Origin of the sequence: Halobacillus litoralis, assembly GCF_020524085.2 — a bacterium.
Lineage (GTDB): Bacteria > Bacillota > Bacilli > Bacillales > Halobacillaceae > Halobacillus > Halobacillus litoralis_E.
Genome location: NZ_CP129016.1, coordinates 2,488,645 through 2,511,138, shown reverse-complemented (window position 1 = coordinate 2,511,138; position 22,494 = coordinate 2,488,645). Strand labels below are relative to the sequence as shown.

General features: G+C 46.1%; 29 protein-coding genes and 2 pseudogenes. 10 read left to right on the top strand and 21 right to left on the bottom strand.

The window, feature by feature from the left end; all coding sequences use genetic code 11:
* Positions 1-34: 34 nt before the first annotated feature.
* A complete protein-coding gene (locus tag LC065_RS12780; protein WP_226590472.1) occupies positions 35-397 on the top strand; it encodes a VOC family protein in 363 nt (120 codons plus the stop codon).
* A gap of 6 nt (positions 398-403) precedes the next feature.
* Here LC065_RS12780 and LC065_RS12775 read toward each other — a convergent pair whose 3' ends face one another.
* The 6 genes from LC065_RS12775 to LC065_RS12750 form a co-directional block, all read right to left on the bottom strand.
* Complete coding sequence (locus tag LC065_RS12775; protein WP_226590475.1) at positions 404-700, bottom strand: hypothetical protein; 297 nt, start codon at positions 698-700, stop codon at positions 404-406.
* Positions 697-1,149 (bottom strand): GNAT family N-acetyltransferase, encoded by a 453-nt coding sequence (locus tag LC065_RS12770; RefSeq protein ID WP_226590477.1) that lies wholly within the window; start codon positions 1,147-1,149, stop codon positions 697-699. The genes LC065_RS12775 and LC065_RS12770 overlap by 4 nt, the downstream gene beginning before the upstream one ends.
* Before the next feature lie 12 nt (positions 1,150-1,161).
* Positions 1,162-1,461, bottom strand: coding sequence for a hypothetical protein (locus tag LC065_RS12765; RefSeq protein WP_226590479.1), 300 nt, complete (start codon positions 1,459-1,461; stop codon positions 1,162-1,164).
* 22 nt (positions 1,462-1,483) lie between these two features.
* A complete protein-coding gene (locus tag LC065_RS12760) occupies positions 1,484-1,663 on the bottom strand; it encodes a hypothetical protein (protein ID WP_226590481.1) in 180 nt (59 codons plus the stop codon).
* Between the two features lie 13 nt (positions 1,664-1,676).
* Positions 1,677-2,102 (bottom strand): DUF4871 domain-containing protein, encoded by a 426-nt coding sequence (locus LC065_RS12755; RefSeq protein WP_226590483.1) that lies wholly within the window; start codon positions 2,100-2,102, stop codon positions 1,677-1,679.
* Positions 2,103-2,205: 103 nt separating this feature from the next.
* Positions 2,206-2,817: a hypothetical protein gene (locus LC065_RS12750; protein WP_226590485.1), complete on the bottom strand. Its 612-nt coding sequence runs from the start codon at positions 2,815-2,817 to the stop codon at positions 2,206-2,208.
* A gap of 330 nt (positions 2,818-3,147) precedes the next feature.
* Between LC065_RS12750 and LC065_RS12745 the strand changes: the two genes are divergently transcribed.
* The 5 genes and pseudogenes from LC065_RS12745 (at position 3,148) to LC065_RS12725 (ending at position 6,957) form a co-directional block, all read left to right on the top strand.
* Positions 3,148-3,648, top strand: coding sequence for a peroxiredoxin family protein (locus LC065_RS12745; RefSeq protein WP_226590487.1), 501 nt, complete (start codon positions 3,148-3,150; stop codon positions 3,646-3,648).
* A gap of 91 nt (positions 3,649-3,739) precedes the next feature.
* Positions 3,740-5,032: pseudogene (locus LC065_RS12740) on the top strand (squalene--hopene cyclase); the annotation flags it as partial.
* Between the two features lie 61 nt (positions 5,033-5,093).
* On the top strand, positions 5,094-5,528 hold the full coding sequence (locus LC065_RS12735; RefSeq protein ID WP_306163452.1) for a prenyltransferase/squalene oxidase repeat-containing protein: 435 nt from the start codon (positions 5,094-5,096) through the stop codon (positions 5,526-5,528).
* A gap of 298 nt (positions 5,529-5,826) precedes the next feature.
* Positions 5,827-6,054, top strand: coding sequence for a YuzF family protein (locus LC065_RS12730; protein ID WP_226590491.1), 228 nt, complete (start codon positions 5,827-5,829; stop codon positions 6,052-6,054).
* 12 nt (positions 6,055-6,066) lie between these two features.
* Positions 6,067-6,957 (top strand): manganese catalase family protein, encoded by an 891-nt coding sequence (locus LC065_RS12725; protein WP_306163451.1) that lies wholly within the window; start codon positions 6,067-6,069, stop codon positions 6,955-6,957.
* Positions 6,958-6,988: 31 nt separating this feature from the next.
* On the opposite strand, the gene LC065_RS12720 is transcribed toward LC065_RS12725, so the two are convergent.
* The 5 genes and pseudogenes from LC065_RS12720 to LC065_RS12700 all read right to left on the bottom strand — a co-directional run bounded on the left by LC065_RS12720 (position 6,989) and on the right by LC065_RS12700 (position 11,803).
* Complete coding sequence (locus LC065_RS12720) at positions 6,989-7,465, bottom strand: DMT family transporter (RefSeq protein ID WP_226590495.1); 477 nt, start codon at positions 7,463-7,465, stop codon at positions 6,989-6,991.
* 11 nt (positions 7,466-7,476) lie between these two features.
* The gene (locus LC065_RS12715; RefSeq protein WP_306163450.1) at positions 7,477-8,172 is read right to left on the bottom strand and encodes a Crp/Fnr family transcriptional regulator; all 696 of its coding nucleotides are present in this window, start codon (positions 8,170-8,172) and stop codon (positions 7,477-7,479) included.
* A 16-nt stretch (positions 8,173-8,188) separates the two neighbouring features.
* The gene (locus tag LC065_RS12710; protein WP_089652086.1) at positions 8,189-8,614 is read right to left on the bottom strand and encodes a DMT family transporter; all 426 of its coding nucleotides are present in this window, start codon (positions 8,612-8,614) and stop codon (positions 8,189-8,191) included.
* Between the two features lie 609 nt (positions 8,615-9,223).
* Positions 9,224-10,739, bottom strand: a pseudogene (locus LC065_RS12705) (potassium/proton antiporter).
* Positions 10,740-10,912: 173 nt separating this feature from the next.
* Positions 10,913-11,803 carry an NAD(P)/FAD-dependent oxidoreductase gene (locus tag LC065_RS12700; RefSeq protein WP_226590502.1) on the bottom strand — a complete coding sequence of 297 codons (891 nt, stop codon included), beginning with the start codon at positions 11,801-11,803 and terminating at the stop codon, positions 10,913-10,915.
* Between the two features lie 110 nt (positions 11,804-11,913).
* Here LC065_RS12700 and LC065_RS12695 point away from each other — a divergent pair, with 110 nt between their 5' ends.
* From LC065_RS12695 to LC065_RS12685, 3 genes are all read left to right on the top strand, one after another.
* The gene (locus LC065_RS12695; RefSeq protein WP_226590504.1) at positions 11,914-13,470 is read left to right on the top strand and encodes an ABC-F family ATP-binding cassette domain-containing protein; all 1,557 of its coding nucleotides are present in this window, start codon (positions 11,914-11,916) and stop codon (positions 13,468-13,470) included.
* A gap of 147 nt (positions 13,471-13,617) precedes the next feature.
* Positions 13,618-14,271 carry a YczE/YyaS/YitT family protein gene (locus tag LC065_RS12690; protein ID WP_306163449.1) on the top strand — a complete coding sequence of 218 codons (654 nt, stop codon included), beginning with the start codon at positions 13,618-13,620 and terminating at the stop codon, positions 14,269-14,271.
* 59 nt (positions 14,272-14,330) lie between these two features.
* Positions 14,331-15,008, top strand: a complete 678-nt coding sequence (locus LC065_RS12685) for an NAD(P)H-dependent oxidoreductase (RefSeq protein WP_226590510.1) — start codon at positions 14,331-14,333, stop codon at positions 15,006-15,008.
* Between the two features lie 50 nt (positions 15,009-15,058).
* On the opposite strand, the gene LC065_RS12680 is transcribed toward LC065_RS12685, so the two are convergent.
* Positions 15,059-15,466 carry an NUDIX hydrolase gene (locus tag LC065_RS12680; protein ID WP_226590513.1) on the bottom strand — a complete coding sequence of 136 codons (408 nt, stop codon included), beginning with the start codon at positions 15,464-15,466 and terminating at the stop codon, positions 15,059-15,061.
* Complete coding sequence (locus LC065_RS12675; protein ID WP_226590516.1) at positions 15,417-16,211, bottom strand: metallophosphoesterase family protein; 795 nt, start codon at positions 16,209-16,211, stop codon at positions 15,417-15,419. The genes LC065_RS12680 and LC065_RS12675 overlap by 50 nt, the downstream gene beginning before the upstream one ends.
* A gap of 795 nt (positions 16,212-17,006) precedes the next feature.
* Between LC065_RS12675 and LC065_RS12670 the strand changes: the two genes are divergently transcribed.
* Positions 17,007-17,198 carry a hypothetical protein gene (locus tag LC065_RS12670; RefSeq protein ID WP_226590518.1) on the top strand — a complete coding sequence of 64 codons (192 nt, stop codon included), beginning with the start codon at positions 17,007-17,009 and terminating at the stop codon, positions 17,196-17,198.
* A gap of 61 nt (positions 17,199-17,259) precedes the next feature.
* Here LC065_RS12670 and LC065_RS12665 read toward each other — a convergent pair whose 3' ends face one another.
* The 8 genes from LC065_RS12665 to LC065_RS12630 form a co-directional block, all read right to left on the bottom strand.
* Positions 17,260-17,973, bottom strand: coding sequence for an alpha/beta fold hydrolase (locus tag LC065_RS12665; protein WP_226590520.1), 714 nt, complete (start codon positions 17,971-17,973; stop codon positions 17,260-17,262).
* A gap of 10 nt (positions 17,974-17,983) precedes the next feature.
* Complete coding sequence (locus LC065_RS12660) at positions 17,984-18,337, bottom strand: VOC family protein (RefSeq protein ID WP_226590522.1); 354 nt, start codon at positions 18,335-18,337, stop codon at positions 17,984-17,986.
* A gap of 20 nt (positions 18,338-18,357) precedes the next feature.
* Positions 18,358-19,137 (bottom strand): SDR family oxidoreductase, encoded by a 780-nt coding sequence (locus LC065_RS12655; RefSeq protein WP_226590524.1) that lies wholly within the window; start codon positions 19,135-19,137, stop codon positions 18,358-18,360.
* 8 nt (positions 19,138-19,145) lie between these two features.
* Entirely contained in the window at positions 19,146-19,979 is an 834-nt protein-coding gene (locus tag LC065_RS12650; RefSeq protein WP_226590526.1) for an alpha/beta fold hydrolase, read from the bottom strand.
* Between the two features lie 95 nt (positions 19,980-20,074).
* Positions 20,075-21,079, bottom strand: coding sequence for an SDR family oxidoreductase (locus LC065_RS12645; protein ID WP_226590528.1), 1,005 nt, complete (start codon positions 21,077-21,079; stop codon positions 20,075-20,077).
* Positions 21,076-21,501 (bottom strand): NUDIX hydrolase, encoded by a 426-nt coding sequence (locus tag LC065_RS12640; protein WP_226590531.1) that lies wholly within the window; start codon positions 21,499-21,501, stop codon positions 21,076-21,078. Before LC065_RS12640 ends, LC065_RS12645 begins: the two co-directional genes overlap by 4 nt.
* On the bottom strand, positions 21,494-22,003 hold the full coding sequence (locus LC065_RS12635) for a GNAT family N-acetyltransferase (RefSeq protein ID WP_226590534.1): 510 nt from the start codon (positions 22,001-22,003) through the stop codon (positions 21,494-21,496). Before LC065_RS12635 ends, LC065_RS12640 begins: the two co-directional genes overlap by 8 nt.
* A complete protein-coding gene (locus tag LC065_RS12630) occupies positions 21,987-22,487 on the bottom strand; it encodes an NUDIX hydrolase (protein WP_226590537.1) in 501 nt (166 codons plus the stop codon). Before LC065_RS12630 ends, LC065_RS12635 begins: the two co-directional genes overlap by 17 nt.
* Between the last annotated feature and the right edge of the window lie 7 nt (positions 22,488-22,494).

Here is a 22,494-nt window from a genome sequence, read left to right as displayed (position 1 = left end):
TGGTAGAAATATAACGATTAGAGGAGGAAGCCATTTGAAAAGCCCTATTAGTAACCGTCTCCATACGACATTCATTCCTGTCACGGATCTCAAGCGTTCGGTTCGATGGTACAGTGTATTGATCGGGGAACCTTATGACGAGGAAAATATCCATCCCCCAGTCTTTAACCTACCCATGAAGAGTCCTACAGGCGTCACCCTTGATGCAGGGGCAGCAAAAGTTGAACCCTCTCCTCATCCCCTCTTCAATTTTCATACGGATGACATTGATGCATCCTATCGCTTCGTTGAGGAGATCGGGTACATCATCAATAGTGATATTCAAAGATTTGCCGATGTCTCTTTTTTCAACATCGAGGACCCCGACGGAAATATCGTGATGATTTGCACAGGATGAAATTCCTTATCCGTACACGTACTGAAGCGAACCGAAAAACAAAGAAAGTAAGAAAGTAGCTAAGGAAAAGACAACGATTATCCTCCCCTTTTTCACGGCCCTTTTTATATAGATCACGACAGGTGCACAGAGCAGCAACAACCAGAAAATCATGGCCACCAGAGGCACCTGGCGATCCCAAAGGTGTCCGATACCGTATAACAAAGGATAATTGATGATCAAACCGCATAGAAGGAAAATTCCCATCCCATTCTCTCTGACTCTCTGCCATCGCCACCTGCGATCCAACTGCTCACCATTCACCTGTCTCGACCTTCAGGAAAGGATTTCCTAAATACATAACTGACCCGGTCGTAATCCATCTTTCTTTCATAAAATCGATGTGCCATCAGCCTGCTGATTCCGGAAGAAAGGGCGACACTTTCCATTCCATGTTCCCGGGACCAGTCCTCAACGAACGTCAGTAACTCTTCGCCGTATCCTTGAGAACGATGCTCAGAAGATGTCACTAAATCACAAACCCACACAAAACGTCCATAATACAGGGTGGTCATTTCTTTAAATCCCGTAACGGCAACGATCTCTTCATCCGCATATAAGGCAAAAAGATGATAACGATCCACCGCCATCGCCTCTTCCACCAAATCCACATACTGCCCTTCACTTACATGGGACCTCAATTCCTTCATTACATGATACGCAGATTTAATTTCCTCTGTGGTCTTCAACTCGTTCACTTTATTCCCTGCCATGCTTTTTCCCCCTCATTGATTGATCGTGGTTATTACCCATGGTGATGCCATCAGCAGCACCGATGCGAACACAATGATTCTAGTCATCCTTCGAGGCCGTTTCTTTTTCACCCGGCCCTTGTACCATCCTGAAAACTGCCAGCGATTCCTGTATAGCACGAATAGAATCCCGTACACACCGAGGACGCCCAGCCATTGGTACTCGCCGGATATGGGATGGACATGATAGAAAGGTCCGAGAACACCCCAGACCAGCGCCCCTCCGAAAATGAATAGGAAAACGATCCGTAACAACTCTACTAGGACTCTCATAAAATAAAAACCTTTCAAAAAATTAAAGACTCATACCGATGTAAATAACCATAGCCGCTAAGAAGAAACTTGCCAGAAACAGACCTCTTTGCATGCGCGTCCAGTTTTTCATCCATCCCCAACGCTTCCGATCATGGTCGAACCAAAAGTAATCAAGAAGAATGGCGATCGCTAAAATGATGATGACGCCTGCCGTTTCCATATGAATCCCTCCTCTATTCCTTTACATGGACAAGGATCGTCCCAAACGCCTCCCCATCCATACTCGTCTCCAATTTCCATTCTCCACTCTCTGGCAAGGACATATTGGATGGCAGGGATGCATCTGCGCCATTCACCGGTCCTGCAATCTCTCGAGCTTCGAAAACGGTGACTGTTTCACCTGTTTTCATCTGAGTACCCGTGACTTTGAACGGTCCCGTAAGTTCATCTTCGCTTCCCCAAAAATGCCACATGTACTTTTGCGCCTCACCTTCGACCCATGGGGCATCGATAAAAGCGACTCTGTCAGGAATTCCCCTCATCGTGTAGGAACCGACTTCAAACTCCTCAGCCTTTGTGCTGACTGTGGCCTCTTCATTACCTGCTTGCTGACAGCTGACACACATAACAATGAAAACGATCCATACGACTTTTTTCATAACAACCTCCTATGTAATTCTGCTGTAAGAAAAAAACTCTTCCTAAGGGACCACAGTAATAAAACAGTTGGCCCAAGGAATGTTTCCTGAGAATCACTGCCGTTCAATAACTCATGTCCAGCGTCTCATCCCCAGAGGACGGATCATACACAAAACGACCACTTCCCCGCTCAATCTCAAGGTTCTCTTTCATGAAGACGAAAAGTCCTTCCAATGTTTCTTTATCATCATCCCTCGCTTCTCGATTCAAGTCTATAATGACACTTGGAACAAGGTTCAAGTCTTTGAATTCAGGCAGTTCATCCTCCCCCTGGTACTCGACAGGGACATCTGGAATATGTACCAAATGGGAAACCACTCCTTCCATGCCGCTTACAAATGGTTGAAGATCCTTCTCTATTTGATTTTCGTAGAAACTCTTTGCATAGGTATCCTTCACTTTCCCGGAATCCCGAGCTTGATAGATTAGAAAATCAACCCCTGTTGACTTATGCGTTACTTTCGCGGCGTAATCGAATTCATGATTCCCCATATTGTCGTAGAGCACATCGTAGACTTCCGCCTTTCCCTCAAAATGCTTTTGTATATACTCTTCTCCCATCGCTTCTGCCTTCGTTTCCTTACTTGCATCCGGGGTCATTTCATATATAAAAAGGAAGACGATCGCAATGACGACTGTCCCGATACTTCCGATGATCCAAAGAATTGCTTTCACTTTTTTCCCACCCCCAAACCCGATTATACCAAAATATGGGTATCTTTTTCTTTATCCGTATGAACGATGATTCTCTTACACATATTCATAGAATGAGAGTTTTACCTTCCAGACTCATGTCAGTCCATCTATGAAAACTCCCATCCCCTAACAACTTCAATAACATACGTGTAAATCCTTTAAGAAAAAACGATCCAACTCCTACTTCTCGCTCCTAATGGCATCATATGAACGAATCCTATCATTGGATGTCGAAAAAAATAATTATATGTAACTAAAAAAGGGTATGGGGATGTAGGAGCGATAAAAATGATAAGGGAGTGTCATTCAATGAGCTTTAAATTATATCAACATGCCCCGGACTTCAAGCTGTCTTCCGTGCAGGGAGAAGAGTTCCATTTTTCTGAGGATCTCAAAGGAAATAATCATTGGTACTTATTCGTGTACTTCCGCGGTTCCTGGTGCCCTGTCTGCATGAGTGAGCTGGACGAGTTTCAAAACACGTTGAGTTACTTTGAAGAACATGACATCAAATTCGCCGCGATTACTCACGAAAGCAAGGACAGTTTGGAAAAGATGGTGAGTGAGCACGACTTCACCTTCCCGGTTTTAATGGATGAAAACCTCGAGTTCCTTTCCCACTACCAAGTTCATTATCATGATGAGCATGCGCCCTATGAAGACCACGGCACCCACGGGGAACCCGCTTACTTCTTAACCGACGAGCAGGGACGTGTATTATACCAACAACGACAGACAAGCCCATTCGGCCGTCCACATCCGGATGAAATCAGAAAGATCATCAAGTATATCCGGGAGAATTTGAAATAAAGAAAAAACGAGCTTCCTGTTCAGGAAGCTCGTTTTTTATGTGCTAATAGCTCCTTCTGAATCCGTCATCCTCATCATAAAAATAAGAAGGATGGAATCAAAGAGGGTGATGAATGTGTACGAACATATTAATAAAGCCATAGCTCAACTGATTGCTGAGATACAATCACGCCAGACGGACGACGGGCGTTTTCATTTTTGTTTTGAAAACAGTTTGATGACGGATGCCAATATGATTCTTTTGCTGCAAACGTTCACGAAAGAAAAAGAGCTCACCTCAAAGTTGTGTCAGAGGCTCTCTTCCCTTCAAAATGAAAAGGGGTACTGGAAGCTCTATGCGGATGATGAAGGCAACTTGTCCGCAACGATCGAAGCGGTTTTCGCTCTTCTTTATGCTGGATACTATTCAAAGGATGACCTCCCGATCATGAAAGCCAAATCATTCATCCGGAAGCACGGCGGCCTGAATCGTGCTCATTCTATGACCAAAATCACACTGGCCATCCACGGACAGTACCCATGGCCGAATCTGTTCCATTTGCCTGTTCACATCATATTACTCCCCCCATCTTCTCCTATTTCTTTTTATGACTTCAGTAGTTACGCTCGTGTGCACATGGCACCCGTTCTGCTCTTATCCGATCAACCTTTTGTGATGAAAAACAAGCAGGTCCCTGATATGAGTGACTGTCTCATTAGAGAGGATCAAGACTTCCTTCCTGAGGAAAGCCGGTCATTATTGACGAGTGTTCAAGATGCGGTCAAATCCTTGACTGGACTTCCTCACAGACTCTATATGCTTTCAAGGCAGCGTCTGCTTACATACATGTTGCAGCGCATCGAGTCGGATGGGACCCTCTACAGTTATTTCTCTTCCACTTTTTATATGATTTATGCGTTGGTGAGTTGTGGTTATCAGAAACATGATCCCTTGATCAAAAAAGCTATCCAGGGGCTGATCATCCATCATGGATGTGTCACGGAGCATGGCCTCCATATCCAAAACTCGCCCTCTGATATATGGGATACGGCATTGTTGAGTTATGTCCTTCAAGCTCATCCCACATCTGATGTCCCTTTACATGGAGCTGAACAATTTCTTTTGCAGCATCAACAGACCAAATTCGGTGACTGGATGGTAGATACCAACTATACAGAACCCGGGGGTTGGGGATTTTCTAAAAGCAACAGCATTCATCCGGATGTTGATGACACGACAGCTGCATTGAGAGCACTTCGTAAAGACCCCTCTCTCCAGAGCCATTACACGAGAGGCTTAAAGTGGGTGCTCGCGATGCAAAATGAAGACGGTGGCTGGCCTGCCTTCGAGAAAGGGAAGACAAATCCTCTCATGAAGTTTGTGCCCATAGACGGGGCCGAGTCCGTAAGCATCGATCCTTCTACAGCAGACTTGACGGGACGGACACTTGAATTTCTCGGTACAGATGCTCGATTCCCCCCTGACGGATCCTCGTGTTCAAAAAGCTCTGAACTGGCTGCGCTCTCATCAGGAAAACGATGGTTCCTGGTATGGCCGCTGGGGAATCACCTACATATATGGAACATGGGCTGCTCTCACGGGTATGCGGGCTGTAGGAGTGAGCAAAGACGACCGCTTCGTCAAAAGGGGTGTCCAATTTATTGAAAGCATACAGAACGAAGACGGCGGTTGGGGAGAATCGTGTAAAAGTGATCAAGAGAAGATCTATATTCCTTTAGGAGAGAGCACCCTTCCGCAAACCTCCTGGGCTCTGGATGCCTTGATGATGGTATACGAAAAACGGACGCCGAGCATAGAAAAAGGAATCGCTTGTTTGCTTCGAAAACTGGAAGCGAAGGATTGGACGTACGAATACCCGACAGGCGCAGGCCTGCCATGAAACATTTACATCTACTATCATAGCTACAACTACATTTGGCCGCTGCTTGTGCTAAAGAAATACTTATCGCTCAGCTCGTAGAAGATCATCAACATAGCAGACAGTTGCTAATATTATCAGTGAAGTCGCTAATAAAACTCCAAAACCTGCTAATAAAATCCGGAAACTCGCTAATATACGTAAAGTCACAATGCCGAGCATACGATCCTTCGCTTCTTTTTCCCGGACAGGATGCCTAAAAAGGAGGTTTGTACATATACATCTTTAAGTGAGACTACCTGTGAAGGGAGCAGAATGTATGAATTCTCAAAACGTGTCCATGAATTCCGCAATCGACCCATATGTGTACCAGACGCTCTTGTCCATTCAAGGCGCACCTGTCGTCGTCCAGACGACACAAGGGTCTGTACGCGGCGGGTTGAAGACGGTCATGCCGGATCATATTGTCGTCGAGGTGAGTGGAACTCCATTTTTCGTAAGGACCCAGCAGATCGTTTGGGTGTATCCTGATCAACGATACAAGTAAAAGGAGGGTGTCATGTTTAAGCGACTCGACCGGATGCAGATTGCTTTGACCATTCCTGAACACGGCGACGCTAATGCAGCAGCTGCTGTTCAAGAACTTTTAGGTGGAAAGTTCGGCGAAATGTCTACATTGAATAACTACATGTTTCAGTCCTTGGCTTTTCGCCAAAAGAAAAAACACCGTCCATTCTACGATCTAGTGGCAAGTATTACAGCGGAAGAATTCGGACATGTCGAACTGGTGAACAATTCGATCAACCTCCTCACCCGCGGAGTGACTTTTACCGGTGATCCCAATATCGCTCCCCTCCAAAACGGGTTGAACAAAAGGAATTCCTATCAATTCATCGCCACAGCCCAAACGGCGCTCCCCGGCGATTCGATGGGACGTGCCTGGACGGGCGATAACGTTTTTTCCAGTGGAAACCTGGTGCTAGATCTTTTGCACAACTTCTTTCTCGAACTCGGTGCACGAACACATAAGATGAGGGTCTATGAAATGACCGATCACCCGACGGCACGTGAAATGATTGGCTACTTACTTGTCCGAGGAGGAACACATGCCCTTGCTTATGCGAAAGCATTGGAAATCGCTACAGGGGTCGATGTGAAAAAAATGCTTCCTGTTCCTGACCTCGACAACTCTAAGTTTGATTATGCCCGCCCCTACCTTGACCAGGGACTGGATAACATTCTGTATACATGGAGCGATTATGACTACCATGAAATCAAGAAGATATGGAAAGGGACGAACCCCGAGAACGGGCAGCCGCTCCAGGTCATCCAAGGGACGCCAAAAGGAGCTCCGATTCCTGACCTCGATGACCTGCCGGAAGAATTCGCACCTGGCATCGACCGGGATGATTACGAACGAATTGCCAAGAAGCTGATGGAAAATATGTAACGAAAAAAAGAGCGTGATCCTCCATGTGAGGTCACGCTCTCAGTCGTTCCACTTCCTCATGTTCTTCTTCTACAGGCGATTTTTCCAATTTATACACCAGCACACCACCGATCAACAAAGCGATCCCCGCAAGCTTCGTCACAGAGAGAGGAGAAGCATCAAAGCCGAACCATCCTCCCGTATTAATGACAAAAGCGATGACGATTTGTGAGATGAGGGCGATGGAAATCGCATAGGCCGGACCAATCAGTGTCACTCCGCGCATGAGGCAGAATACGATCCCTACTCCGAAAACGCCACTGAACAGAAAGATTTTGTTCACATCACCGAAATCAAACAAGCTCCTTTCTTCCATGGCATAAAAGACGGGCAGAGAACAGACAAGCCCTAAACCGAGCACGAGTGATGTCGTCGCCCACGCTCCTGTTTTTTCACTGACACGCGCATTGAACACATTTTGCATACTGATCAAAATGCCGGCCACAACTGAAAATAAGACACCAAGCATTGTATCCCTCCTTATTCATAGATGTTTCCGTTCGCAAGGTCCCGGAGTTTTTCCAAATCTTTAATCTTAATCGATCCATTCGCCCGTTCGATAATTTCATCGGATACCATTTTTTTCAGCACCCTGTTCAAATGGCGGTAACTCGTCCCCACCCATTCCGCGAGCTCACTCAAATTAGCCGTCCGCATCTCCTGATGAAAAAGTGTCCCTTCCCCATCGGAAGAAATGGATAGGAAATAACTGGCCAGCCTTACTTCGACAGGATAGAGCATATGCAGGCTCGACGCCTGGGATTCAGAATAAAACTTGTGCGCCACCGTCTCCAGTAAAAAACGAATGAATGGCGGATGATTCCTTTCAAGAACCTTCAAGTCCTCAAAGGATGCAGCAAGCATCACCCCGTCAGACACAGCCTCGACAGAATTAATGACCGAATTTCCTTTGACATATTCCACATCCCCGATGACTCCGAGCGGCCTTTTGAAACGGTTGATGAGAGACTTGCCTTCCGGTGTCAGGGTGAAAATTTTGATTTTCCCTTCAACGAGTAAATACATGTCATCCAACGTTTCATCAGGAGCAAAAAGAACGTCACCTTTCATGAAGGTGTACACGTTGATTTTTGGAATGAATTCTTCTGGAAAGATCCGCTCAAGATCGTACCTCTCGATATAAGGTTGTGGATTGATTTTTTTATTTTCTTTCATAAAAACGAACTCCTTTTTACAACTGGAAAAGGATGACACCCACGAGCATCATAGCGATTCCGATTCCCTGCCGTTTCGTCACAGGAATTTTGTTCTCACCGAACCAGCCTTTCGATTCGATGACAAAAGCCGTACCGATTTGTGCGACGAGTAAAATCGCGATGGCACTGGCCGGCCCGATCATTTTGATGGCCGTCAATTCTGCAAATACGACGACAACTCCGAACGTCCCTCCGATCAAATAAAGGAAGGGTACTCTTTTAAAGCTTTTCCCTTTTCCATCTCTGACATAAAAATAAACGAGAATGGATATCGTGAAGGCGACCAGATGGACCATCGAAGTGGTATGCCAGCCGCCTATGGAATCACTCATCCTCGCGTTGAAGATGCCCTGCATCGTGATGCACAAGCCTCCGAGTAGTGAAAATAAAGCACCTTTCATCGTTCATCCTCCTATTCTGAATTCCATTAAAAAGGATGACGCCAATTCCGGAAAGGACATATGTCCTAAAGCCTTAAATTTATCATATATTCATTATTAGCACAGGGCTCGATTTCGAACCTTTTGTTGAGAGAACGGGGGCTGCGGGGAATGACTCGCTTTCCGCGGGAGCTTGGTGAGCCTCCTCGGACTGCGTCCTGTGGGGTCTCACCAAGCACTTTTTTCCCGCAGGAGTCTCCCCATTCCCCTCCGCCCCTTTTGCCATTCATTGTATCTCGAAATCATTCAGCTAAAGGGCTGACTATAATAGGAGCTTAAACATCTTCCAGCACTGTAGTTATAGGATTATCCGCCCTCTAAAGCCCTGTGCCCGTGAAGATGGTTTCGAGCATCTTATTATCGATGGTGGTTGGGAAAACGAGGAGACTCCTGTGGGAAGTGCGTAGTAGATGAGACCCCGCAGAGCGTCAGCTCGAGGAGGCTCATCACTCGCCCACGGAAAGCGAGTCGTTTTCCCAACCACCATATCCTCATGCAAAAGTCTCGAAACTGGGCTTTCCACAATCAGGAGCTTTAGTGGAAGATATGTATCCATAAGAAAAAGACGCTTTAGGAGGAAGCGTCTTTTTCTTTCATGAGCTGTTCACTTTTCTGTACGCGCTGCTCTAACGTTTTCTTCAGCTGTTCCTTGTACTTTTCTTCCACTAGAATGTACAGGAAGTCTCCGGCTTTGATTTCCGTCTCCCCATAAGGCGTGATCACTTCATTGTTTCGTATGATGGCACTGATGTTGGCACGGTTAGGGAAGCTGACTTCATGGAGTTTCTTGCCGACAACGGCTGATTCTGCATTGGTTTGGTATTGAATCATTTCCGCTTTGGCTTTCCCCATGGAAATCAATTCGATGCTGTGATGCGGGATGTCTTTTTTTCGGTCCCACAAGGTTCATTTTTTTCGCGACCAAAGAAATCGTCGACCCCTGGACGAGTGCTGAGGTCAGCACGACGAAGAATACGAGATTGAACAAGGCCTGGCTGTTCTGCAGTCCTTCTACAATAGGAAAGGTAGCAAGTACGATCGGTACGGCCCCACGCAGGCCTGCCCAGGAAATGAACAGCTTTTCTTTCGTTGAATAGTTCATCTTGATCATCGATAAGAAAACTGCAATCGGTCTTGCGATTAAAATAAGCACAATGGATAATAATATGCCATTAACCATGATCGAAGCTGTAAACAATTCACTCGGAAATACATAAAGGCCGAGGATCACGAACATCAGAATCTGCGCCATCCAGGCGAATCCTTCATTGAACTGGAAAATCGAATAGCGATACGTCAGTTCACTATTTCCGATGACCAGTGCCGCTACGTACACACCTAAAAATCCACTTCCTCCACTAAATGCGGTTATGCTGTAGGTAGCTAAAGCAAAGGCTACAGAAAAAATCGGATAAAGGGCGCTGGAGTCCAGTTTGATGCGATTAATAGACAGAGAAGCTAATTTTCCTAACCCCAGACCGATGATAAGGCCAAGCCCCATCTGCAGGAAGAACGTCGGGATTAGCATCCAGAACGATGATTGTTCTGCTGTGATCAATTCAATGAGAGACAATGTCAAAAAGACGGCCATCGGGTCGTTCGTTCCAGACTCCGCTTCTAAGGTGGCCCCCATTTTCGCCTTGATGTTTCTTTCTTTCAATGCTGCAAAAACGGCCGCTGCGTCGGTGGATCCAACGATCGCACCGAATAGGAACGATTCCAACCAGCTGAGTTCAAACAATAGATAAGCGGCAAGTCCTACGATAAGCGAGGTGATCAGCACCCCTATAGTTGCAAGAGATAACGAAGGTACGGCAACGGCGCGCACCGTTCCCCATTTCGTATGTAGACCACCTTCGAACAAAATGATGACGAGGGCAAATACGCCGATGACCTGGGCTGTTCCGGCATCACTGAAATATACGATCCCGAGACCTTCGCTGCCAAAAGCCATGCCGACCATGATGAACAAAATCAATGCAGGGATGCCCCAACGGCTAGAAAACTTCGCTACAAGCACACCACTGAACAGTAATAATGCCGTAAGTAATAAAAATGAATCCGTCCCAAAAGCGTCAAAAAACATGTAGGTATCGATTCTCCTTATGCACTCAATTTGTTTTGAATGTTTTGGATTGATGTCTTGGAAAAACTGTAGATGGAACGTGGATCAATGAATAAGAAGTAGAATGTTTTGGTTTTGAAGCGTCCATGGTATAACCAACATTATCCTATATCCATGGTCTGAAATCAAAGATATCACCTTGCACCTTTCAACCATTTGTGTATCCAGACCGCCGCCTGTGCCCCGTCACCCATGGCTGTTGTGACGAATTGAGTGTGATCCACCACATCACCCGCGGCCCATACTCCTTCGATATTGGTCATTTTCGTCCTGGGATGCACAAGGAGGTGGCCTTTATCGTTTGCTTCAGCCCCAAGCTTGATCGCTATATCCGATTGAATCCTATTTCCACCGAAAGCAAGAAAAGCTTTACCTATATCCAAACGGTGACCGCCTTCTGTATGAATCGCTTCCAGTACACCTCTGTGATGCTCGAACTTAATGACTTCTGCCTGCTGGACAAGGACCCTGTGCTCCCGAAGCTTCCCCTGCGTCTCAAGGGATAGAGGTGCCCCGCCATGATTAAAGAAAATAATCTCCCCGCTCCAGTCTTTCAAAGTGAGTGCCATTTGCGCACCCGCTTCTCCTTCTCCTACGACAGCCGTCTTTTCACCAATGATTTCAAATCCATCACAATCCGGACAAACATATACGGATAACCCCAGACATTCCTTAATACCGGGGATAGGCGGGAATTTTTCTTCAATCCCTGTAGCAAACAAAATCGACCGAGTAGGAAAGGGTTTCCCTTCTTCCGTTTCAACGATGAAATTTGAGTGGACATCGATGACTTTTCCTTCCATTATTTCCGCCCCGGAGGATTGTGCTTGTTTGATCCCGTCCTGGCGTAGCTGTCGGCCGCTGACTCCATCCGGAAACCCGACAATATTGTTATACCTATGACAAAGACTGGAACGCCCACGGCCACTATCGATCATTAACACTCGGTGCCGATACCTTCCAAGCATGATACCTGCCTGCAAACCGGCGATGCCTCCACCGATGATGACACAATCATAAGACAAGTCCATCCACTCCTTTCCTCAACTCTTCCTACTTTTCCCCTATCGTTTCCCTTCATTCCCCTTTATAATATAGAAGGACGAATCTAACGATAGAAAAGGTGTTAACGACAATGAGCTTACTCACAGTGAAAAACTTGAGCCACGGCTTCGGGGATCGTGCGATCTTTGATGACGTGTCTTTTCGTTTGTTAAAAGGAGAACACATCGGCTTGATCGGAGCGAATGGTGAAGGCAAGTCGACTTTCATGAATATCATTACAGGAAAACTCGAACCGGATGCCGGAAAGATCACCTGGTCGAAGCGGATCCGTATCGGGTACCTTGATCAGCATGCCGATTTAAAACAGGGCATGACGATCCGCGATGTTTTGCGGACAGCTTTCCAATACTTGTTCGACATGGAGCAGGAGATGAACGACCTTTTTGCCAAGATGGGGGAAGTCGATCCGGATGAACTCCAGGACCTATTGGAAGAGACCGGCGTCCTTCAGGATATGCTGACAAATAACGACTTTTATACGATTGATGCCAAGGTGGAAGAAGTCGCGAACGGACTCGGTCTGAACGAAATCGGACTTGACCGTGATGTCCATGACCTCAGTGGCGGACAGCGGACGAAAGTCCTGCTTGCGAAACTGTTACTGGAAAAGCCGGAAATTCTACTTCTCGATGAGCCGACCAACTACCTCGATGTCGAACACATCGAATGGCTGAGAACGTATTTGCAGGAATATGAGAATGCCTTCATCCTCATTTCCCACGACATCCCGTTCCTAAACAGTGTCGTCAACTTGATCTATCATATGGAAAACCAGGAGCTGAGCCGCTACCCTGGCGATTATGATGAATTCCTTCGAGTCTATGACATGAAGAAACAGCAGTTGGAAGCCGCCTACAAAAAGCAACAGAAAGAAATCGCCAACCTGAAGGACTTCGTCGCCCGAAACAAAGCGAATGCGGCGACAAGTAAAATGGCGATGAGCCGGCAGAAGAAATTGGATAAGATGGACGTCATTGAACTTGATGCCGAAAAGCCGAAACCGCAATTCAATTTCAAGCAAGCACGTACACCAGGAAAATATTTGTTTGAAACGAAAGACCTTGTCATCGGTTATGATGAGCCTCTCTCCAGGCCCCTCAACCTATCAATGGAACGCGGGCAGAAAATCGCCTTGTCCGGAGCGAACGGCATCGGAAAAACGACCTTGCTGAAAAGTATTCTTGGTGAAATCCAGCCGGTTTCAGGTTCCGTGGAGCTTGGCGAGCATTTGCACATCGGTTACTTTGAACAAGAGTTGAAAGAGATCGGAGACAACACGTGTATCGAGGAAGTATGGGAAGAGTTCCGTCACTTCACCCAATACGAGGTGCGCGCGGCACTTGCGAAATGCGGACTGACTCGTAAACATATCGAGAGTAAAGTCCAAGTATTGAGCGGTGGCGAAAAAGCGAAGGTGCGCCTCTGCAAATTGATCAATAAAGAAACGAACCTGCTCGTACTCGATGAGCCTACGAACCACCTGGATGTGGATGCCAAAGCTGAGTTGAAGCGAGCGTTGAAGGAGTACAAAGGAAGTGTGATGCTTATCTCACACGAACCTGAATTTTACGAAGATGTCGTCACAGATGTTTGGAACTGCGAAGACTGGACGACAAAAGTCTTTTAAAAGTCGAAATTCCTCCATGCCGGGACTCGGTTTTCTTTCCAAAATTTTTAGATTGACCTATAAAACAATCGCTAATAAAATGTGATCACGATTTAGAGAAATTCTCTACTCGTGATCACTTTTTTTTATGGAAAGGAGGCATTTGTCATGCTTTATCGTGCCACGGTTTACCTTGTCGGAATGTTCATCAATTTCTTTGGAGTCGCGCTACTCATCAACGCTACGCTCGGTGCTGGTTTCTGGACCTCGTTTTTCATCGGGGTATCCGATCACTTCGGTTATACCGTCGGGTTTTGGTACGGAGCTTTTCAACTGATCATCATCTTCATCAATGCCAAATTGATGAATTCCCTGCCTGAATCGAGGGCGGTCGTTCCTGTGTTTCTGGAAAGTTTGATTTTGGACTTTTGGTTGGAATTTGTATTTGCTCCGGTCAACTTGTCCACCGCCCCATTCGCTTTGCAAGTCGTGACGCTGTTTGCGGGAGTCGGATTCATCGGATTGGGAGTTGCCATCTATATCCTGCCTCAATTCCCGAGAGCTCCAGTCGATCAGCTGTTCCTTGGCGGTAAGTTCCAGGTTTCAGTTGAGTCTTCAGACAGGTCAAACTTTGGTGGCGGTGATTATGACAAGCCTTGCCTTGGCCATTGGTGGGCCGGTCGGATTGGGCACCCTTGCACCGATGCTCTTTCTCGGGCCCGTAATTCAATATTTCTACACGAGAGCGTATCCGATCTATTATCGCTTGCACCCTGGAGGAGAAACTGCATACCAGGAAGCCGTCTAAAGCAAAAGTCATGAATCTACCTTCTCCTCCGTGGTATATTACTTTTGTAAACGAAACAAGGAGGGAAAGAAAGATGAGTGACAAAGAAACGAAAAAGCAGGAAATTCTAGACGCGGCCAAGTTCAGGCATGCGACCAAGCAATTTGACCCGGATCAAACTATTCCAGAAGATGATTTCAAATTCATCCTGGAAGTCGGCCGGTTATCTCCAAGCTCGTTCGGTTTTGAACCTTGGCGTTTTGTCGTCGTTCAGAATCCTGAACTGAGACAAAAAATCAAAGAAACGGCCTGGGGAGCGTATGGGAAACTTCCAGATGCCAGTCACTTCGTCATTTTCCTAGCAAGGACGAGGAAAGATACCCAGTACGATTCCGAATACTTGCAAGATCACTTCAAGAACGTTAAACAGTTGCCCGATGATTTTCTGGAAAAATACTTGAGCCGGATCGAAGAGTTTCAAAAAGAAGATTTCGACCTTCTAGAAGGCGATCGCCCTCTTTATGACTGGGCTGGAAAGCAAACGTATATTGCTCTATCCAACATGATGACAGCTGCAGCTGAAATCGGCATCGACTCCTGCCCGATTGAAGGTTTCAATATGACCAAAATGAATGAACTCCTGGAAAACGAAGGCCTTCTCGAGGACGGAAGCTTCCGCATTTCCGTCATGTGTGCATTCGGTTACCGTGCACAGGAGCAGCCTGAAAAGTCACGCCGTTCTCTCGACGATGTCGTGAAATGGGTGGAATAAATAGAAAAGGAACTTCCTTCGCGGAAGTTCCTTTTTTATAAGTAAGAAAATCAGAAGTCCACTAAAAATGGCTGACGGCTTTCATCTAAACAGAGCTCGATTCTCTCCCAGAAGTTGCCCCATGTTACCATTTCACGCGCTTTCTCCAATGGAAAGAAACCGACTTCCAACGCTTCATCTGTCGTCCTCAATGTTCCTCCAACCGCTTTTCCTAAGAACAGCGTGTTGCAAATAGAACGATCGACGTTTTGAAACACACCGCAAAACCTAGTGACTTCAACTTCCAACCCGCACTCTTCTTTCGTTTCTCTGATCGCGGCCGCTTTCAATGATTCGCCTTCCTCCACTTGACCTCCAGGCATCTCCCAGCCCCGCTTCGGTCCTTTAATTAGGAGTACTTCCTTTTCTTCATTCGTTATAATAGTCGCTGCTGATACAATGTGTTTCGGTGGTGTCATGATGGGTCCTCCTATTTTTTTGAAAAATCTTCAGAATCACTTCCTTGCGCGGGAAGTCGATCCGATTTAAGTGTTCTAAGTATGTAGCCATTGGATAAGGCACTTGACGCTTGATGAACCGGACATTTCCATTGTCTACTTCTATGATTCCATAGCGTGCATAAGGTACGTTGTTACAACCCAAAGCACCTGGATTAAAAAATACCCTCTCGTTCATGGAAAAATGGTGGTCATCATGGTCATGACCGAAGCATAGGACAGTCTCCGCTTCTAATTCAACCAATCGTGAAAAGTTTACTCCATTCGGTGGACCGATTTGGTCGAATGGATCTTCATTTATAGGCAGGTTACTTGCTTTTGTGTCCATAGGATAGTGTGTGAACTGAAATGTACGTGCTTCGATCTCTGTAACAATCTGCCGTGGTAGTCTTTCCAACCATCTTGCGTATCTCTTATACAATCGATCGGCAATCCACTGATGATGCTCTTTCACATTGATCCTACTTTCAGGATAAGGCTCACCATTCATAAGGGCAAGAACCGCTTCATCATGATTTCCAGTCACAATTTCTGTGTCCTTTAAGGAATATAACCATTCGCACACTTGATTGGAAAAAGGACCGATCCCTATCAGGTCTCCCGTACACACCGTGAAATCTACATTCTGTTCTTTGATATCACGAAGCACAGCTTGTAAGGCATAGATATTTCCATGGACATCTGTCATCACAGCAAACCTCTTCATCCATACGCCCTCCTTCCCTATTATACATATGGCTCTGTTAAACTTTAGTAATGATCATATTAGCAAAAGAAGAGGAACCTCCAAAATTTATTAAATTTCTTTTTTTGTATTAACTTATTCAACTAACGCTCCCTATTCTTGAAGAATCAGTTTTGAAATAACCGGGATTCGTTTGCCATATAGGGATCCAGGGGTGATTGGGAAGCCACTCGCTTTCCTGTGGGAGAGTGCCGAGCTTCCTCGGACTACGTCCTGCGGGATCTCGCCTATCTCCTTCTCCCACGGGAGTCTCGCAGCTTCCCAATCACCCCATTCCATGCAGGAGAGAAACGAATCCCTATACCAAGATGAGTCTCACTTCGAAGCAGGCATAAAGTGCTCTATATCAAGGTTTCACACTACGAAGGCTCGTTATATCCTCACTCTTAATTACAAATCCTATAAATATTTAAGAAGGAGTTTCGAGACTCTCTTACAGCATAGGGGCGGAGGGGAATGGCGAGACTCCTGCGGGAAAAGAGTGCTAGGTGAGACCCCGCAAGGCTTCAGCCTGAGGAGGCACAACGCGCTCCCGTGGAAAGCGAGTTATTCCCCGCAGACCCGATACACTCAACAAAAGTCTCGAAATCAAGTCTTCTACAATCCTGCCGGTTCATCGAAGACTTAGTTTCGAGATAATAACCATCAACAACGAACTTTAATAGAGCCAAACATATAAAAGTACATACGAGTCCAAGCTTTCCTTTTCCCATTTTCATAGAATAGATTATCCCTCTATGTTAGGAGGTGAGAGATATGCTTCGTACAGGAGACCGCATTGAAGTGTTTTCGGCTGGAAGGTCGATCGGGACAGGCGTCTTCATCCAGTTCACTACTGCTGATGAAGTACTCAACCTTAACAACGATTTCCTTTTGTGGGTTGATGACAGTGACCAGTCCACTCATATGACAGATATTAGTACCATTAATATCAGAAGACTCGCATAATAAGTCTTTAAAAACCGAACGGGGACGTTCGGTTTTTCTTCATTCTATGCCGGAAACGTTACTAGGATTCCCAATTGGAAAGGAACACTTCCAACGTCTTATTGTATAAATCGGGTTGTTCTGAATGGACCAAGTGAGAAGCATAGGGTAGAACGGCTGTATGAACAGAATCCGATTGTTCTTTGTAATCCATCAAGCCGTTAACCTCATGCTCCAGTCCTTCCCCGATCACATAAAGGATGGGCATGTTCAGTGACTGAATGGAACGGATCGCTTCAAACGGGTACCATTCGTCGTCCTGTCCCATATGAATAAACCTTTGCCACCCATTTCCGTGAAGCGAATCGAAATAGGCACATGTCTCTTCGTCTTTTAATAGGTTCAGGCGGAACTTTGACTCTTCTTCATTCATAGATTTCCAATTGTCCGGCTTGAGTGGAGTCACCCCTGAAATCGTCAAAGTCCACACAAATTCAGGGTGTCTTTTTGCTAGAAAGATCGCTACAAGTGCTCCGAATGAACACCCCGTGATATGAGCATGATTGATTTCTAATGAACGAAACGTTTCTGCCAAATCGTCGGCTGCCTTGTTGAAATAGTCCTCCAAATCATCAGACGGCGATTCCCCATGCCCACGTAAATCAGGTGAAATCACCTGGTATTTCGAGGAGAAATACTCCCGTTGCTTATCAAAATCCGTTTTTCCCGTTTGTAAGCCGGTGTGCAGGAAGACGAGAGGTTCACCGTCTCCTGCCACCTCTGTATGTAAAATCATTGTTCTCCTCCTAGCATTTACAAATCATCAATAGATTGCCATCTGGATCCTTGAAATTGAAAAAATGGCCGAATTGGATATCAGAAACCACATCGATTCCTTTTTCATCCATGTACGTGTATGCAGCCTCGATATCATCGGTGTTGAAATGAAAGGCTGGCGTGGCAAAAACCGCTTCTTCTGAATAGATCTTGCTATCCAGCACAACTCCTGCATGTTTCATAGGTAATACGTAAAGGTGACCGCCTGGAAAGTCCTCTTCCGCTGGCACTCCAAGCAAATCACAGTACCAGTCGCGTGCTTTCTCAATGTCCTTGACTGGGACAAAAATGGCTCCTACTTCGTTTTGAATCGGGCTTTTCACCGGATCGTCCTCCTTTTTTATTATCGACCTAAAAATCCACCGTCCGAGTGGATGACCTGCCCTGTGACCCACGAAGCATCCGGGCTCACTAGGAATCGAATCAGCTTCGCCGCATCATCCGCTGTTCCAAGGCGCCCTTTAGGGAATAAGGGCAAAAGGCCTTCTTTCGTTTCCTGATCCATCCAGCCGGTATCCGTCGGTCCAGGATCGACGGCATTCACATTGATTCCGATGGGCGCAAGTCCTGTTGCTAAAGGCGGGGTGATTGCCTTCAAAGCACCCTTTGTAGCTATATAAGCAAGATTATCCGGGTCGGGACCTCCGGATACTAAAAAGACGATGCTTCCTTCTTCATCTGATTGGAACGTTTTTTCATACAGCTTGGCAAAGGCCTGTGTCAGCAGAATCGGCCCTTTATTATTGATTTCATAGTGATGATCCAGCAGGCCTGAAGTCAAATCCTTGTAGTTCGAGTTCACACTGTATGTAGCATTATGGACGAGAATCGAGGGCACGCCGATTTCTTTTACGACCTTTTCTAGCAATTTCTGCGGCAGGTCTTCATCCCTCAAATCTGATTCCATGTGAGCGACTCGCACCCCTCGGTCATCCAGCTGTTTCGCAAGCGTTTCCGGCCAATGCTCTTCTACTCCTTCTCCATCTGTTTCATCATAAGGACGATAATGTGTAAAGAAAATATCCGCTCCTGCTTCAGCGAGTCTATAGCACGTACTTGTTCCAATCCCATTCTCACGACTCACACCCGTGACAATGGCTACTTTCCCTTTTAAATTTTTCATGAGGCGTTTCAACTCCATTGATTTCTGATATATTGAACGACCAGTTCGGGACGATCCCAGTGCAGCATATGAGAAGCTCCCGGCACCTCCACGACCTCGGCCCCTGTTTCTTTTTCAAAAATAGAAGCGGTTTTCTTCCTTTGCACCTCCATACTCTCTTGTTGAGTGGATCGTAATAAAAGCAGATCCGAAGGCAGTCGGTAATAAAGGTCTGCGGTTTCATCTTTGTGCATCGCTCGTACCATCGACGCCGCAGTTCGGCCTCTGGCATGCCAATAAAACCTTCCGTCTTTTTTCAAAGCGAGGTCCTCTGCAGCGAGCTCCAATGAATCTGAACGTCGGGCACCCGGTGCGAAGACGGCTCCATCTAAGAACGTTTCCCAACTTTCCATCGATTCTTCAAAGTCTTCTTCATAAAAAACCACTTCCTCTTCGACGGTTTGATTCCCCAAACGCTTCGTCTGATATCCACCGTCCAGAAGGATGCTTCCCAACACATCGTTTGGATAGGCATCAACATAAAATAAAGCGATGAAACTTCCCCATGAATGAGAAAGAAAATAGAATTCTTCAAGGTTCAACTCATAGTGTACGTCCTTCAACCAGCGAACCATTGCTTTCATTTCATACTCTTCCACTGTGTCAAAAGGATCTGTCTGCCCATGTCCAGGGGTATCTATAGAGATGACATGGTATTCTTTTTGCAAGGCCTCCGCAATCTCGATAAAGCTGAGACTCGTCGACCCTAGTCCATGTAAACAGAAAATGACAGGATGACTCTTTTCTCCCCATTCGGTAACACGGACTTTTTTATCTCGGACTTTTATAAAATAACGTTCCATACAGTCCTCCTAAATGTTTTGCTCATTGGTTCCTTACTTTTGCTCCCCAATGAAACCTTGCTGCGATTTGATTCCCTGATAGCCCATGGACGGACTCATTGTCTATGCCACTTTTTCAAAACGGAAGCTTCTTGATCCTTTGTCAATCCTGCATCTCTAACACCATCCACTCTTTGCTTATCCCAGTGGTACGTGTCCAAAATTGTCTCTTTTAACGGACGGAATTTCAGCCCACACTGAATCGCTTTCGACACATCCTGACTGAAATCTTTTTCTGTCGGAATCCAAACCGGAAGATCTTTCCACGGCTGTAGGCCTTCATCTGTCAAAAACTGTGCAGGTATCCATGTCAAAGACACCTCTTCATTAAACGTCGAGGCACATGTATCCAGTAAATTTTGCATCGTCAGCTTGGATTCAGGACCGTTGGCATTGAAGACACCTGTGTGTTCAGTAGCAGACAGGTGGACAATCCAATCCGCTAAATCTCTTACATCAATGAACTGAATCTGTTGATCCTTCCTGCCGGGAGCGAGCACTTCCCCTCCCTCCGCAATTCTTGAAGGCCAGTATGTAAAACGATCAGTCGGATCATGAGGTCCTACAATCAATCCCGGACGGATGATGATTCCTCTATCTTTGATCCGTTTTTGGACTTCCTGCTCACAATGAGCTTTCAAAGGTCCATATAAGGCTGGCTCAAACTCTTCTGTTTGTTCCGCTCGTTCCAGTTCTTCCTCAGTCAAAGTTATCGGTTCTACGGTTTCTTCCAAATTATGAACACTGGTCAAATCCGGGTAGACAGATATCGTGGAGATGAACACGTACTTCTCCGTGCAGGCGGCAAGGACATCCAGACTCTTCGATACGGTGGAAGGTTTATACCCGCACGTATCTATGACCGCATCCCATTTCTGATCTCCCAGCTTTTCCAGGTCCTCTCGTTTTTCCCTGTCCCCGAAAATGTTGGTCACCTCCTCAAATAAGCCCGGATTGGTCTTCCCTCTATGAAATAACGTCACCTCATGACCCTTGTTCAAAGCTGATTCAACGATGTGCCTTCCAAGAAATTTCGTCCCGCCAATGACAAGCAGCTTCATGTACGATCCACTCCTTCCTTCTGTTTTATCAGCATCTGATTTAAAAAAGGCTGGTCTTCAGGAAAAGAAAGTTGCAATTTGGTCAGCTCTTCTTTTGAAACCCAACGAATCTCATGGATCAAATGATCAGGGTCATGAATCTGCATAGCTGCACCAGTGACCCAGCAGAAAAAGTAATCGACACGGATATCCGTCTTCCCGATCCTTCCTCTCTTCGTTTGCAGCCTTTCACCCACACGGATGAGATAACCTGTTTCTTCAAACGTCTCCCTCTCACAGCATTGTTCCAAACTTTCCCCTTCAAAAATCCCTCCAGAAGGCACGGTCCAGGTTTTCTTTTCTTCCGGCTTACCCTGAAGGACCATCAAAAGTTCGTTCTTATCATTCATACAGACAGCTGCCGCCCCTCGCCACTTATCCATCGTTCACCACACTAAAAAGCAGGGAATCACGACGACCCTCTTTCATTTTCAAGTGCCCTCGCAATCGCCCTTCCATCTCCATGCCGCACTTCTCCAACACCCTTATCGAACCTTTGTTTTCAGGATGACAAGTCGCCTGGATCCGCTTCAGCTGGAAAGTTTGGAATCCGTCGCCAATCAACTTCTTCGCTACTTCTGTCCCCATGCCCCGGCCCCATTCGTCGGGATGTAGGATGTAAGCTATTTCGCCGACTTGATGATAGGTATTCAAAATCGTCAATTCCGCAACGCCTAGGAGCTCTTCATCCACCTCACGTAAAATGGCCCACGCATGTTTTTGGGGTTCAGGCTGCCTGATTTCATGGACCAAGTGCTGGACATAGTCCTGTGTATCCTTTTCAGAGTTCGGGCCCCACGGCTGATATTGGGAGACCTCCGGTTTTGATGCATAGGTATGGATCTTTTTCCAGTCTTCTTGTTTCAACTCACGGAACAACAACATGCCCTCTCTCCTCCCCTTTGACGTATTCAACGATTTTCCCATGATCTACTGTAAAATGGTGATGAACTTCTTGATTCACATTCAATACCGTATGTAAATAATAAGGGATCATCGGACTGACCCCGTGATTGTCTTCTGAAAGGACCCAGGACACGTTTTTCCAAGTTAAAATGCCTTCATCGATTTCGACAGGGGCAGGATAGAGGTCATCATCATTGACCGTCACGATAAACGCCTCCATCCCGCCTGATCTCTCCCCATCTATTGCCCATGAAATGGTCCCTTTATATTCGAATAGATGTTCTTCAAGGAACAGAGTTGTTTCTTCTGCCACTTCACGCTGCACACAGGAAAGGGGCGTTTCTCCATCCTCTATTTTTCCTCCTACACCGTTCCACATTCCCTGAACAGGAGGCGAGTTTCTATTCAACAGCAGCAATTCATCTCCACGCTTGATGAAACATATGGTATAACCGACTTCCAAACCTTCC

What these genes read in the sequence shown, in the direction of transcription:
- LC065_RS12770 (WP_226590477.1), bottom strand. Translation starts at nt 1,149, where the DNA reads ATGGCAGGGAATAAAGTGAACGAGTTGAAGACCACAGAGGAAATTAAA.
- LC065_RS12765 (WP_226590479.1), bottom strand. Translation starts at nt 1,461, where the DNA reads ATGAGAGTCCTAGTAGAGTTGTTACGGATCGTTTTCCTATTCATTTTC.
- LC065_RS12760 (WP_226590481.1), bottom strand. Translation starts at nt 1,663, where the DNA reads ATGGAAACGGCAGGCGTCATCATCATTTTAGCGATCGCCATTCTTCTT.
- LC065_RS12755 (WP_226590483.1), bottom strand. Translation starts at nt 2,102, where the DNA reads ATGAAAAAAGTCGTATGGATCGTTTTCATTGTTATGTGTGTCAGCTGT.
- LC065_RS12745 (WP_226590487.1), top strand. Translation starts at nt 3,148, where the DNA reads ATGAGCTTTAAATTATATCAACATGCCCCGGACTTCAAGCTGTCTTCC.
- LC065_RS12735 (WP_306163452.1), top strand. Translation starts at nt 5,094, where the DNA reads ATGCTCGATTCCCCCCTGACGGATCCTCGTGTTCAAAAAGCTCTGAAC.
- LC065_RS12730 (WP_226590491.1), top strand. Translation starts at nt 5,827, where the DNA reads ATGAATTCTCAAAACGTGTCCATGAATTCCGCAATCGACCCATATGTG.
- LC065_RS12725 (WP_306163451.1), top strand. Translation starts at nt 6,067, where the DNA reads ATGTTTAAGCGACTCGACCGGATGCAGATTGCTTTGACCATTCCTGAA.
- LC065_RS12720 (WP_226590495.1), bottom strand. Translation starts at nt 7,465, where the DNA reads ATGCTTGGTGTCTTATTTTCAGTTGTGGCCGGCATTTTGATCAGTATG.
- LC065_RS12715 (WP_306163450.1), bottom strand. Translation starts at nt 8,172, where the DNA reads ATGAAAGAAAATAAAAAAATCAATCCACAACCTTATATCGAGAGGTAC.
- LC065_RS12710 (WP_089652086.1), bottom strand. Translation starts at nt 8,614, where the DNA reads ATGAAAGGTGCTTTATTTTCACTACTCGGAGGCTTGTGCATCACGATG.
- LC065_RS12695 (WP_226590504.1), top strand. Translation starts at nt 11,914, where the DNA reads ATGAGCTTACTCACAGTGAAAAACTTGAGCCACGGCTTCGGGGATCGT.
- LC065_RS12690 (WP_306163449.1), top strand. Translation starts at nt 13,618, where the DNA reads ATGCTTTATCGTGCCACGGTTTACCTTGTCGGAATGTTCATCAATTTC.
- LC065_RS12685 (WP_226590510.1), top strand. Translation starts at nt 14,331, where the DNA reads ATGAGTGACAAAGAAACGAAAAAGCAGGAAATTCTAGACGCGGCCAAG.
- LC065_RS12680 (WP_226590513.1), bottom strand. Translation starts at nt 15,466, where the DNA reads ATGACACCACCGAAACACATTGTATCAGCAGCGACTATTATAACGAAT.
- LC065_RS12675 (WP_226590516.1), bottom strand. Translation starts at nt 16,211, where the DNA reads ATGAAGAGGTTTGCTGTGATGACAGATGTCCATGGAAATATCTATGCC.
- LC065_RS12670 (WP_226590518.1), top strand. Translation starts at nt 17,007, where the DNA reads ATGCTTCGTACAGGAGACCGCATTGAAGTGTTTTCGGCTGGAAGGTCG.
- LC065_RS12665 (WP_226590520.1), bottom strand. Translation starts at nt 17,973, where the DNA reads ATGATTTTACATACAGAGGTGGCAGGAGACGGTGAACCTCTCGTCTTC.
- LC065_RS12655 (WP_226590524.1), bottom strand. Translation starts at nt 19,137, where the DNA reads ATGAAAAATTTAAAAGGGAAAGTAGCCATTGTCACGGGTGTGAGTCGT.
- LC065_RS12650 (WP_226590526.1), bottom strand. Translation starts at nt 19,979, where the DNA reads ATGGAACGTTATTTTATAAAAGTCCGAGATAAAAAAGTCCGTGTTACC.
- LC065_RS12645 (WP_226590528.1), bottom strand. Translation starts at nt 21,079, where the DNA reads ATGAAGCTGCTTGTCATTGGCGGGACGAAATTTCTTGGAAGGCACATC.
- LC065_RS12640 (WP_226590531.1), bottom strand. Translation starts at nt 21,501, where the DNA reads ATGGATAAGTGGCGAGGGGCGGCAGCTGTCTGTATGAATGATAAGAAC.
- LC065_RS12635 (WP_226590534.1), bottom strand. Translation starts at nt 22,003, where the DNA reads ATGTTGTTGTTCCGTGAGTTGAAACAAGAAGACTGGAAAAAGATCCAT.